Below are 12485 nucleotides of genomic sequence, written 5' to 3' on the forward strand. Positions count from 1 at the left end.
CCGTCGGCCTGCGCACGCTTCGGCTCCTCGACCGGGGCGCCTACGGATGGGTGGAGTTCGTCGAAGGCGGGCCCTGCGCCTCCGCCGAGCAGATCGAGACGTTCTACCGACGTCAGGGCGCGCTCCTCGCGCTGCTGCACCTGCTGGACGGCACGCGATCGGGGAACCCGGCACGCAGGAGCCCGTGCCCGATCCCCGCCAGGCCGGTGAGCAGGCCGGGATGGGGGACGCCTTCGGGCGTGCCGCTGACGGCGCCGGTCTCCTCGACGGAGGCGAGGAGCGCTCCGGCCCGGCGGATCCGGTGCGGTCGGGCGTCCTGGAGCGCACCGTGGCCCAGGAGTTCGCACAACCCGGCCTCGCCGTGGCAGAGGCTGTCGTCGGGAGCGGGCCGGCCGCGGCCGAGTTCCTCCGCCGTCCCGCGCGACCAGGCAGCGAGGTACGGGTCGTCCAGGGCGGCCGGGGAGTCGAGCACCGCGAGCGCGATCCCGGCCCGGCCGCGGCACCAGGCCGAGGCCCGGGCCCCGGAGCCGTCGGTCGGCACCGGGGCGGAGGGGTCTCCGGCGTCCCCGCCCGCACCACGGCCGGTCCGGGGGCCTTCGGGCGGTCCCCCGCGCTCGTGCGCCTCCCCGTCGACGGCCGCCCGGAGCGCGGCCAGGCCCGCGGCCGCGGAGCGCTCCGCGGTCCCACGGCCGGCTCCGCCGGGAGTCCGCGCCCGGTCCTCGGCGAAGCGCAGCAGCGCCCATCCGATCCCGGCGGCTCCGGTCGCGAAGCCACGGCCGCCGGCCGTGGGATCGACCGCGCACAACCGGTCCGCGCAGGCCAGGGCGGCCCGCCGGATCTCGTCGCCCGCCCCGGCTCCGCAACCGTCCCCCTGAGCGGCGAGCAGGGCGACGAGCCCGCCGGCCACGCCGGTGCCCACCCCGAACTCCCGCTCGGAAAGGGCTGCTTCGCCGGCCAGCCGCAGCAGCGCGGCGGCCCAGGAGCCGACCTCCGGATCGCCCAGCAGCCGCGCCGTCTCGGCGAGCGCGTAGGCGATCCCGCCAAGACCGGAGAAGGCGCCCGAGCCCACCGCGTGGAGGTCCGCGGGCCGGTCGCCGAGCGCGTCGAGCAGCCGGGGCACCGGCGTCAGGGCCGCACGGGCCGTCTCGGCGTAGTGACCGGCGCCGGTGATCGCCGCCAATTGGGCCAGGAAGAGCGCCGGTCCGGTGTAGCCGCCGGCCAGGTCGGCCGGCATCGGCCCGATCCTCCAGTAGCGGTCGTCCAGCAGTTCCAGGCCGATCCAGTTGGTGCGCGGCCCTTCGCGGTACGCGAGGGAGACGAGCCGGTCCCCGACGGAACGGGCCGCCGACAGCAGCCGCTCCGGCTCCGGGGCGCGGTCCGCCGTACGGCCGCGCCGGCCGCCGGCGGGCCGGTGCGCGGGCGTGCGGGAGGCGGTCGCCATCGCGGCCCGCACGATCCACTCCTGGTCCTGCCGGTCGACCGTGTCCATGGCGCCGAGCTTGGCGGCGACCCGGGCGGTCCCGGGCAGCTCCGTGCGGCCGGCCGGCGGCCCGGCCGGGTCGCCCCACAGGTGGTCGCGGCCCGGGCGCGCGGTGAAGAGCGGCACGTCTCCCGCCCAGAGCTGGGCGATCTCCTCGTCGACCAGGCCGGGCGCGAGCGCGGTGCCGAACCCGTCGGTCCGCAGGGTCTCCAGGACGCGCTGCCGCGCGTCCGCGTCCTTCAGCAGGTCGGGGTGCGTCGTCTCGTCGAGGAGTACGCCGTACAGCCAGGTGGGGCGCATCACCACGCGCACCTCGTCCGTGTCGAACGCCCGCAGCGGGCCCGTCTCGTGGAGCAGTTCCTCCCTGGCCGCGCCGATCGCCGTGTACCCGGCGCGGAACCCGGCGCACAGGGCCTCGACGTGGGCTCCGGGCTCGACGGGGGCGCCGCCCGCGAGCCGGGGCCGGTTGGCGGACTCGCCGAACCGTCCGGCTCGGCGCACCAGGCGCATCCGGTCCGTGCCGGCATCGGCCCAGTCGGCCCGGGCCACCGGCGAGGCCGCCTCGTGACCGCCGCCGACCGCCGACACGTCGAGGGCGCTGTGGTCGCCGACGAGGAGCTGGGGCAGCAGGCCGACGCGGTAGACCGACTCGTGCAGGGCACGGGCCGCGGGGTCCTCGGTGGCGGCGCCCGGCAGCGGCGGGTGGAACAGCGTCTCGACGTCGACGAGCACCGGGTGGGCGCCGGCGGCGATCAGGTTCTCGTGATGCAGGTCGGTGCCGTCCAGCAGGTGCAGCAGCGCGAGGAGCGCGCCCTGACGTCGGTAGAACGTCTCGATCTGCTCGGCGGAGGCGCAGGGCCCGCCTTCGACGAACTCCACCCATCCGTAGGCGCCCCGGTCGAGGAGCCGAAGCGTGCGCAGGCCGACGGAGCCGGGCAGCCGGTTGAACCAGGCGACGAGTTCGTTGAAGTGACGGTGGACGGCGAGGGGGCGCGGCTTGTACACCAGCCGGGTGCCGTCGGCGAAGCGCAGCAGCATCACGCTCCGCCCGTTCCGGTGGGCGTCGCCCGCACCGGTGTCGACGCCCACGAGCCGCCCCGGGTCGCCGCCGGAGCTCCGCAGGAGGCCGGCGGTGAGCCGGTGGTGGTCGTCCGCCAGCCGCTCCAGTGCCTCGGCCGTCGCGTCCGCCGCGTCGAGGGCGGCCCGCCCGAGGATCCGGGCGAGCACCGGCCGCCCGGCCAGCAGGGCCGTCAGGCCGCGCCGGGACGCGACGCGCCCCAGGAAGTCGCGGAACCGGGCCCGCGGGTCGTCGCCGGCGAGCTGTTCGGCGGTCCTGGCCTCGTACAGTTCCAGGACCAGCGTCCGCGCCGCCGCGCGCGCCAGTGTGCCGCCGAGTCGGCGTTCCAGGTCGCGCCGCACGGCGGGCAGGTCCACGAGACTCCGCGCCCGCTCCGGGACGCCCCGCTCCAGCCGCTCCCCCGCGCGGTCGGTGAAGGGCCGCAGCACCCAGGCGAAACCGCTCAGCCCCGGGTACTCCCCCTCGGGCGCCACGGCCTCCTCGGGCGCGGAGGCCACCGCCTCCTCGGCGAACGCGGCCCAGTCCGGTCGTCCGGCACCCCCGTCGCCGGAGACCAGCCCGGCCTCCCACCACCGGTCGACCGCCGACAGCGAGGTCCCGGCCCGTTCCTGTCCGGCATCCGCCGCCATCGTCCCTCCCCCGTCGCCCGTCCGTGCGCTCCGCGCCGGGTCCGATCCTGGTACGGGAGGCGCCCGCACCACATGGGGAACGACCCCCCATGTTTTCGGTATGGGGGCGCGGGGGGCTCCGTAGCGGGGCGATCCGGCGCGTGTCCGGGGCGGTACCGTCCCTGCGGAAGCTTCGTGGCACGGCTTCCCATGGTGGGTGCGCGCACTCCCATGGCCAGAACTATGGTGCCCCACCACATACGCCTGCGACCTGCGCGTTCCTACGGTGTGGCGACACGCAAACGTCCCCGTCGAACGCCAGGAAGTGGTGCCGATGTCCTCCCCCGCGACCGCTCCGCCATCCCCGTCCAACCTCAAGCGCATCGTCGCCGCCAGCCTCATCGGCACCACCATCGAGTGGTACGACTTCTTCCTGTACGGGTCGGCCGCGGCCCTGGTGTTCAACAAGCTGTTCTTCCCCGACTCCGACCCGCTGGTCGGCACGCTGCTGTCCTTCCTGACCTACGCCGTCGGCTTCGCCGCCCGGCCGCTGGGCGCGCTGGTGTTCGGGCACTACGGGGACCGGCTCGGCCGCAAGAAGCTGCTGGTGCTCAGCCTGCTGCTGATGGGCGGGGCGACCTTCGCCATCGGTCTGCTGCCGACCCACGCCACCGTCGGATCCGCCGCGCCCCTGCTGCTCACCGCGCTGCGGCTGGTGCAGGGCTTCGCGCTGGGCGGTGAGTGGGGCGGAGCGGTCCTGCTCGTCTCGGAGCACGGTGACGCGCGGCGACGCGGGTTCTGGGCGTCCTGGCCGCAGACCGGCGCGCCCGCCGGGCAGCTCCTGGCGACCGGTGTGCTGTCCGCGCTGACCGCGCTGCTCTCCGACTCCGCGTTCCTCTCCTGGGGCTGGCGGGTGCCGTTCCTGCTCTCCGGTGTCCTGGTGATCGTGGGTCTGTGGATCCGGCTGTCGGTCGACGAGTCGCCCGTCTTCAAGGCGGCCCTCGCCGCCGCCGAGGAGCGCAAGGCCGCGGCCGACCTGAGTGGGGCGGAGCGGTCCTGCTCGTCTCGGAGCACGGTGACGCGCGGCGACGCGGGTTCTGGGCGTCCTGGCCGCAGACCGGCGCGCCCGCCGGGCAGCTCCTGGCGACCGGTGTGCTGTCCGCGCTGACCGCGCTGCTCTCCGACTCCGCGTTCCTCTCCTGGGGCTGGCGGGTGCCGTTCCTGCTCTCCGGTGTCCTGGTGATCGTGGGTCTGTGGATCCGGCTGTCGGTCGACGAGTCGCCCGTCTTCAAGGCGGCCCTCGCCGCCGCCGAGGAGCGCAAGGCCGCGGCCGACCACGTCGAGAAGATGCCGCTGGTCGCCGTGCTGCGGCACCACTGGCGTGACGTCCTCGTCGCGATGGGCGCCCGCATGGCGGAGAACATCAGCTACTACGTGATCACCGCGTTCATCCTCGTCTACGCGACGACGTCGGTCGGCCTGAGCAAGCAGACCGCGCTCAACGCCGTCCTCATCGCCTCCGCCGTGCACTTCGCCGTCATCCCCGCCTGGGGCGCGCTGTCCGACCGCATCGGCCGCCGGCCGGTCTACCTGATCGGCGCGATCGGCGTCGGTGCCTGGATGTACCCGTTCTTCGCGCTCATCGACTCGGGCGGCTTCGGCGCCCTGCTGCTCGCGGTGACGGTCGGTCTGATCCTGCACGGGGCGATGTACGCGCCGCAGGCCGCGTTCTTCTCCGAGATGTTCGCGACCCGGATGCGCTACTCCGGCGCCTCCATCGGTGCCCAGTTCTCCTCGGTCGCCGCCGGCGCGCCGGCCCCGCTGATCGCGACCGCGCTGCTCGCCGACTACGGCACCTCGACGCCGATCACGCTGTACGTGATCGCCGCCGCGCTCCTCACGGTCGTCGCCATCGCCTGCGCCCGGGAGACCCGCAACCGGGATCTGACGGAGGTGTCCGAGGACGCTCCCGCGGCCCGCGCCCAGGTCCGCGCCGACGTCTGATCCGTTCGCACCGAAGGCGCCGGGTCCGCAAGGACCCGGCGCCTTCGTCGTGTTCAGCGGGCGACGGCCGCCGACATGGCGTGCAGCCGGAGCGCGAGCTGGATCTCCAGGGCCCGGGCCGGGGACTGCCAGTCCGGCCCGAGGAGCCGGCCGATCCGCTCGATCCGCTGGGCGACCGTGTTCACGTGCACGTGCAGGTCGTCCTTCGTGCGCGCCGGGCTCATCCCGCTCGCGAAGTAGGCGTCCATCGTGCGTACGAGGTCGGTGCCGCGGCGCCGGTCGTACGCGACGACCTGGCCGATCGTGCGCTCGACGAAGCCCTCAATGTCCCGGGTGTCGGCGAGCAGCAGGCCCAGGAAGCCGAGGTCCTCGGCCGCCGCGCCCTCGCCGGCCCGCCGGAGCAGCAGCAGCGCGTCCAGGCAGCGGCGGGCCTCCTCGTAGGCCGTGGAGACCTGGCCCGGGCTCGCGGCGGGCGCCGCGACGGGCGACGAGGCGCCGACCGTCACCGGTTCGCGCAGCGCGCCGCCGAGGTGCCGCGCGGTCTGGCGGGCCAGCTCGGCGGCGGTGTCCCCCGGGCCGAGCGGCAGCAGCAGGACGGTCCCGCCGTCGCGGGCGGAGGCGAGGCCGTGCCGGGTGGCCGCGAGGTGCGAGGCCGCCGACCAGAGCCGCTGGCGGTCCGCGCTCTCCCGGACGCCGGTGTCGGCGTCGGCCGCCTCCCCGGTCCGGTCGATGCGGGCGGCGAGGACGACGTGGGGCGCGTCGACGTCGGTCCGCAGGCGTGCCGCGCGCTCGCGCAGCAGGCGCCGGTCGCGGTCGGGGGCGTCGAGGAGGTCGTCGAGCAGTTCGCCCCGTACCCGCTGTTCGGCCTCCCCGGCCGAGCGCCGGGCCAGCAGCAGCAGCGAGGTCACCAGGGCGGCGCGCTCCAGGGTGCGCTGGTCGACGGGGTCGAGATCGGGCTGGCCGCTGAGGACGAGCGCGCCGAAGGTCTCGCCGCCGGCCGAGACGGCGGCCACCCAGCGGTCGCCGTCGCGCAGCGCGTGACCGTCGGCGAGCCGGGCGGAGCCCGTCCACTCCTCGGCGAACTCGACCGTTCCGCCGAGCACCTCGGAGACCGCGCCGGCCACGTCGTGCACCCCGCCGCCGCGCAGCACCAGTTCGGTGAGGCGGTCGTGGACCTCGGACGCCCGCTCGATGACGCCGCTGTGCTCGCGGATGATGTCGTTGGCCCGTTCCAGTTCGGCCAGGGCCGAGCGGGTCTCGGCCAGCAGGTTGGCGGTGTCGATGGCGACGGCGGCGTGCGCGGCGAACGACGCGAGCAGGGCGACCTGCTCGCGCTCGAAGACGCGGGCCCGCCGGTCCGCGGCGAAGAGCACGCCGATGACCTGGCTGCCCAGGGTGAGCGGCACACCGAGGATGGCGACGAGCCCCTCGTCGCCGACGGCGGTGTCGATCGTGCGGGTGTGCTGGAAGCGGGGGTCGTCGAAGTAGTCGTCGGTGACGTACGGGCGGGCGGTCTGGGCCACGAGCCCGCCCAGGCCCTCTCCCATGCCGAGCCGGAGCTGCTGGAAGCGCGCGGAGACCGAGCCCTCGGTCACGCGCATGTAGGTGTCCCCCGCGGCGGGGTCGTTGAGGCTGAGGTAGGCGACCTCGGTGCCGAGGAGGGAGCGTGCGCGCTGCACGATGGCACGGAGCACGGCGTCCAGGTCGCGGAGCCCCGCGAGGTCGTGGGCGGTCTCGAAGAGCGCGGACAGCTCCGCCTCCCGGCGCCGCCGCCCCTCCAGCTCGGCCCGCACGCGCAGGGCCAGCTGCTTGGCCTGTTCGAGCGCGGCCAGCGCCTCGGGGCCCGCGCCGCTCGCACGGGCGAGCAGCACGGGCCGGTCGTACGCCTCCGTGGCGGCTCCGCGTGCGAGAAGCTCCAGGTAGGAGACCTGTTCTTGGGACATGGACACAGGGATACCTGCCGTACGGGTGATCGCACCAGCCCTGTGGACGACCCGGCTCCCGGGCCGGGTACCCCCTGCGGCGGCCCGGGCGGGTGGAGGGGCCGCCGCAGCGGGCGTCGTGCCGCGCGGGCCACGGTCCGGTCGGCAGGACGGCCCCCGGAGGGTGTCCCGCGCGCCGTGAGGTCCCGCCGGCGTCGCGCGAGGCCGCGGGGGCCCGGTCAGTGGGCCGTCCAGCCCCCGTCGAGCGTGAGGGAGGTGCCCGTGATGAAGGAGGCGTGCGGGGTGCAGAGGTAGAGCACCGCCTCGGCGACCTCCTCCGGCTCGACGAGCCGCTTGAGGGCCGAGTCCTTCAGCAGGACGTCCGTGAGGACCCGCTCCGGCGGGATGCCGTGGGCGGCGGCCTGGTCGGCGATCTGCCGCTCGACCAGGGGGGTGCGGACGTAGCCGGGGTTGACGCAGTTGGAGGTGACCCCGTGGGAGGCCCCTTCGAGCGCGGCGGTCTTGGAGAGTCCTTCGAGGCCGTGTTTGGCGGCCACATAGGCGGACTTGTAGGCGGAGGCCCGCAGGCCGTGCACGGAGGAGAGGTTGACGACGCGGCCCCAGCCCTGCGCGTACATGTGCGGCAGCGCGCCCCGGATCAGCCGGAAGGGGGCCTCCAGCATCACGGTGAGGACGGTGTGGAAGACGTCCGGTGGGAACTCCTCGATGGGCCGGACCAACTGGAGGCCGGCGTTGTTCACCAGGATGTCGGCGCCGTGGGCCGCGGCCTCGGCGGCGTCGAGATCGGTGAGGTCGAGGAGCTGCGGCTCGATCGCGCCGTCGAGTCCGGCGGCCTCGTCGGCGAGGGTCTCCAGGCCCTCGGCGGCCCGGTCGACGGCTCTCACCCGGGCCCCGGCCGCGGCGAGCCGCAACGCGCAGGCACGGCCGATCCCGCCGGCCGCGCCGGTGACGAGCGCGACGCGCCCGGCCAGGTCGAGGGCGACGGGCCCGGGCGCGGGAGTCGGCCCGGGCCGGGGTCCCCCCGCCGGCGCGGACGCGGACGTCACGGTCGACGAGGGGGCCGGTGACGGAGCGGGTACGGGACCTGATGTGGTGGGGGCGCTCATGCTCCGCACCCTATGAAGGGGCCCACCCCTCACCGATGTGTGTCGAACCCACACTTCAGCCTTGCTGCATGGTGTCGAACCATGTGGGTTCGTCGGCGAGCGCCTGCTCGATCCGGAAGTGGGAGAAGCGCTTCATCTCGGGAAGGGCGTCCACGTCGAACCAGCCGACCTCCGTCGACTCCTCGTCGTTGACCTTGGCCTCGCCGCCGACGGCCCGGCAGCGGAAGGACACGTCCATGAACTGGCACCGGTCGCCGTTCGGGTAGACGACCGGCTTGCGCAGGGTCTGCACGAGGACGACCCGCTCGACCTCGCAGCGGACGGCGGTCTCCTCGTACACCTCGCGGACGGCGCAGGCGGCGGGCTGCTCCCCCGGCTCCACGATGCCGCCGACGATCGCCCACATGCCGGTGTCGGCCCGCCGGCCGAGCAGGACCCGCCCGCGGTCGTCGAAGACGACGGCGCTGACGCCGGGCAGGAAGAGCAATTGGTGTCCGGCGCTGGCCCGCAGGTCGCGGATGAAATCAGGAGTACCCATACCCCGACCCTAGATCCTTTCCGGCTGTGGCCACCGTCCGCCCGCAGGTCAGGGGCCGGGCCGGGCGGGCGGGGGCGGCAGAGGGAACACCGGCCCGGGCCGGGGGGTCTCTCCCCCCGCACCCGCGGCGAAGGCGCCGGCTCAGGCGGTCCGGCGGGCCCGGACGGCGCGCAGCGCCGACCAGCCGAGCCCGGCGACGGCGACCGCCACCAGGAGCGCCTCGGGCAGCGTGCCCAGGCGCGTCGCCGGAGTGAGCGAGGAACGCAGCGGCACCTCGTCGACCAGCACGTCCGGTGTGAACATCCGCGACTCCCGCACGATCTCGCCGTCGGGGCGGATGATCGCGCTGACGCCGCTGGTGACCGGGACGACCACGGAGCGGCTGTGCTCGACGGCCCGCACCCGCGACATGGCGAGCTGCTGGTAGGTCATCTCGCTGCGGCCGAAGGTGGCGTTGTTGCTCGGCACGGAGATCAGCTGCGCGCCGTGGGTGACGGTGTCCCGCACGGCCCAGTCGAAGGCGGCCTCGTAGCAGGTGGCGAGGCCGACCCGGGTGCCCGCGAGGTCGAACACGCCGACCTTGCCGCCGGGACCGAAGTCGCGGCTGACCCGGTCGACGTTGCTGTTGAAGAGCCGGACGACGGAGCGCATCGGGATGTACTCGCCGAAGGGCTGCACGTGCCGCTTGTCGTAGGTGGCGACGGGGCCCTTGTCGGGGTCCCACTCGATCAGGGTGTTGCGGAGCTTGCCGGTCGGCGGGGCGACCACGGCGCCGATCACGGTCGGCACGCCGATGGCGCGCACGGCCTCGTCGATGACCTCCTGCGCGTCCGGGTTCGCGTAGGGGTCGATGTCGGAGGAGTTCTCCGGCCACAGGACGAAGTCGGGCTGCGGCTTGCGGCCCGCCTTCACGTCCGCGGCGAGTTCCTTGGTGCGGTTGGCGTGGTTGTCGAGTACCGCACGGCGCTGGGAGTTGAAGTCGAGTCCCAGCCGGGGGACGTTGCCCTGCACCGCGGCGACGGTCGCGGTGCCGTCCTCGGCCGTGTCGTCGACGAGCGGCAGGGCGGCGAGGGCGCCGGTGACCGGGACCAGGACGGTGAGCGCCGCGGCGGCCAGCGGGCCGCGCGGGACGGTGCCGGTCCTGCGGTACGCGCGGACCTGGCGGACCACCTCGTACAGGCCGAAGCCGCACAGGGCGACGGCGAAGCCGAGCACCGGGGTGCCGCCCACGGCCGCGASCGGCAGGAAGACGCCGTCGGCCTGGCCGAAGGCGATCTTCCCCCAGGGGAAGCCGCCGAAGGGGGCTCGCGCGCGGGCCGCCTCGCCGAGGATCCACACCGCGGCGGCGAACACCGGCCAGCCGGGCAGCCGCGAGACGGCCGCGATGCCGAGACAGGAAGCGGCGACGAAGAGCGCCTCGGCCGCGGTGAGGGCGAGCCAGGGTCCCGGGCCGACCTCCTCGCCCGTCCAGATCAGCAGCGGGAGCAGGAAGCCGAGGCCCGCGAGGTAGCCGAGCCCGAAGCCGGCCCGGAGCCGGCGGCCGCGCAGGGTCCAGCCGAGCAGCCCGAAGGCGGGCAGCGCGAGCCACCACAGCGGCCGGGGCGGGAAGCTCAGGAAGAGCAGGAGCCCGGACAGCACGGCGGCGCCGGGGCGCACGAAACGCCGTGGGGCGAAGCGGCCGGACCCGGAGGCGTCGGCGGGGCCGGGGGCGTCGACGGGGGTGATGGTGGTGCTCACGTGGCGGAGTCTACGGCGCACGGTCCCTGCCGGCGGAGTCCGGTCCGTGGCCGTCCCGGCACGTCGTCCCCGCCGTGGGGCCTCCGCTCCGGGCGCTCGCGCCGGCGCCGCGGACCTCCGTCGAAGCCCGGGCCGCGGCGGCTCCGCGCCCTGTCGGCTACATCGTTTCTGCACCAGCCCTCCACAAACCGGGAGCGCGGCCGCTACGGTGTCCGCCGGACTGATCGGGTCGACGGGGGGTCGACGGGATGGCTGCTCCTGCGACTGAGCGGGCCGCCGTGCGCGACCATGGGCGGGCACCGGACGTCGCCGGGGTGCTGGTCCTGGGCGGCTGCACGCTGTGGGCGCTGGTGAGCGCGACCGGACGGGACGCGCGCCCGGAGGGCGTCCTTCTCGCGGTGCTCGCCCTGGCCGCCGGGTACGCCTGCGGCCGGATCTGCGGTTCTCTCCTGCCGGTCGCGGCCGCAGCCACCGCCTCCCTCGCCGCACTGGCCCTCGCGCTCGCCTCCGGGTCCGACGTCCCGGGCTCGACCTCCGCCGCCGCCGTGCCGCTCGGCCCGACCGGGGCGGCCGCCGCCCTGCTGGTCCTCGCCTCGGGCGCCGCCTGCTGCGCGGCGTCGGCGGCGGGTCCGGCGCCCGCTCGGGCGGCGCTGCGCCTCCTCGGCCTGGCCGTCGCGGGTGTGGCGCTGGCCATGGGCTCCATGGCCGGTTCGGTGGCGGCGCTCGGTGTCTGGCTCTGCTCGGCGGCGGCGGTGCGGACGAGGCACCGGTTCCTCGGGCTCGCCGGGCTCGTCCTGGTGACGGGCGTCGCCGTCGGGGCCTCGTTCGCGGTGGCGGAGGAGGTGCTGCCCGAGGGACTCACCGTCTCCCTGGAGGGACCGCTGACCCATCACCGGGTGCGGCTCTGGCAGGACGCGATCGACCAGGCCCGGGAGAACCCCGTGCTGGGAAGCGGCCCGGACCGTTTCGGCGCACTCAGCCGCACGTCCCTGGAGGAGCCCCTCGCGGACGGCACTCCGCACTCGGCGCCGCTCCAGCAGGCGGCCGAACAGGGGGTGCCGGGCGTCGTGCTGCTCGGAGGCGTGTACGCGTGGCTGGTGTGCGCCCTGTGGGCCTCGCCGCGCTCCACGGCGGTGGTGCTCACGGCGGGGGCCGCCCTCACGGCGCTGGCGGCGCTGGCCACCGTCGGCAACGCGCTGAGCTTCACCCCGGTGACGGTGGGTGCCGGGCTGCTCGCCGGGCTGGCGACGGCCCGTACCTCCGCGGCCCCGGACTGAACCCGGCGGCCCCGGACCCGGCCCGGCCTTCCGCGGCTCCGGGCGACGACGTCAGGCGCCGGCGGGGCCGGTCGGTGTCGCGCGGCGGAGCAGCTCACGGATCACCCGGACCCCGGCCATCGCGTCGTCGACGGTCACGGTGAACGTGCGGCCGTCGCCCAGCCGCAGCAGCAGGGCCTCGCCCCGGCGGACGATGACGGCGGTCCCCCGCTCGGGGCGCCAGCGGCAGCCCCAGCCGCCCCATTCGCGCGGGGTGACCCTGGGGACGAACTCGGCGCCGACCACGTGGGAGAGCGGGATGCGGCGGCGCGGCAGGCCCATGTGGCCGCAGCGGACCTCCATCGCGCGGTCGTCGACCCGCACCTCGACGTGGACGAAGGCGAGGGTGCCGAACAGCACCAGCAGGCCCACCGCGACACAGCCGATCACCGCCATCAGGAGCGGCGCGACGCCGGAGGTCCAGGCGGAGTCGACGGCCAGGGTGATGCCCAGGGCCATGCAGGCGACGCCGGCGACGGCGGGCACCCACTGGAGTCGGTTGGTGGCGCGGCCGGTCCACCTCTCGGGCACCGGTTCGCCGGTGCCCGCGGGGCCGAGATGTCGGGATTCGTCCCTCATGGGTGGCAGCCTACTCACGTTCCGCGTACGCGGCGCCTGTTCGGCCGGGACAGGACCCGGGGCCGTGGACCCGGAGGGCGAACCTCCGGGGCGGGT

The 12485-nt window shown here is 75.6% G+C and carries 7 protein-coding genes and 2 pseudogenes; 3 read left to right on the forward strand and 6 right to left on the reverse strand.

The annotated features are described in order from the left end of the window. Positions 1–50: 50 nt before the first annotated feature. Positions 51–95: pseudogene (locus tag EAO71_RS38370) on the forward strand (hypothetical protein); the annotation flags it as partial. Between the two features lie 17 nt (positions 96–112). On the opposite strand, the gene EAO71_RS00010 reads toward EAO71_RS38370, so the two are convergent. Next, complete coding sequence (locus EAO71_RS00010; protein WP_147975690.1) at positions 113–3187, reverse strand: type 2 lanthipeptide synthetase LanM family protein; 3075 nt, start codon at positions 3185–3187, stop codon at positions 113–115. A gap of 313 nt (positions 3188–3500) precedes the next feature. Here EAO71_RS00010 and EAO71_RS40260 point away from each other — a divergent pair. Beyond that, positions 3501–5170: pseudogene (locus tag EAO71_RS40260) on the forward strand (MFS transporter). A 53-nt stretch (positions 5171–5223) separates the two neighbouring features. Here EAO71_RS40260 and EAO71_RS00025 read toward each other — a convergent pair. The 4 genes from EAO71_RS00025 to lnt form a co-directional block, all read right to left on the reverse strand. Next, positions 5224–7113, reverse strand: a complete 1890-nt coding sequence (locus tag EAO71_RS00025; protein ID WP_147975691.1) for a helix-turn-helix domain-containing protein — start codon at positions 7111–7113, stop codon at positions 5224–5226. 218 nt (positions 7114–7331) lie between these two features. After that, entirely contained in the window at positions 7332–8159 is an 828-nt protein-coding gene (locus EAO71_RS00030) for a 3-hydroxybutyrate dehydrogenase (RefSeq protein WP_399756251.1), read from the reverse strand. Positions 8160–8274: 115 nt separating this feature from the next. Next, complete coding sequence (locus tag EAO71_RS00035) at positions 8275–8757, reverse strand: NUDIX hydrolase (protein WP_147975692.1); 483 nt, start codon at positions 8755–8757, stop codon at positions 8275–8277. Positions 8758–8898: 141 nt separating this feature from the next. Continuing rightward, a complete protein-coding gene (lnt, locus tag EAO71_RS00040) occupies positions 8899–10494 on the reverse strand; it encodes an apolipoprotein N-acyltransferase (RefSeq protein ID WP_147975693.1) in 1596 nt (531 codons plus the stop codon). A gap of 278 nt (positions 10495–10772) precedes the next feature. Here lnt and EAO71_RS00045 point away from each other — a divergent pair, with 278 nt between their 5' ends. Continuing rightward, positions 10773–11771, forward strand: a complete 999-nt coding sequence (locus EAO71_RS00045; RefSeq protein WP_261991908.1) for an O-antigen ligase family protein — start codon at positions 10773–10775, stop codon at positions 11769–11771. Between the two features lie 51 nt (positions 11772–11822). On the opposite strand, the gene EAO71_RS00050 is transcribed toward EAO71_RS00045, so the two are convergent. Then, entirely contained in the window at positions 11823–12389 is a 567-nt protein-coding gene (locus EAO71_RS00050; RefSeq protein ID WP_147975695.1) for a hypothetical protein, read from the reverse strand. Between the last annotated feature and the right edge of the window lie 96 nt (positions 12390–12485).

This window comes from Streptomyces sp. MS191, assembly GCF_008042125.1.
Taxonomy (GTDB): domain Bacteria; phylum Actinomycetota; class Actinomycetes; order Streptomycetales; family Streptomycetaceae; genus Streptomyces.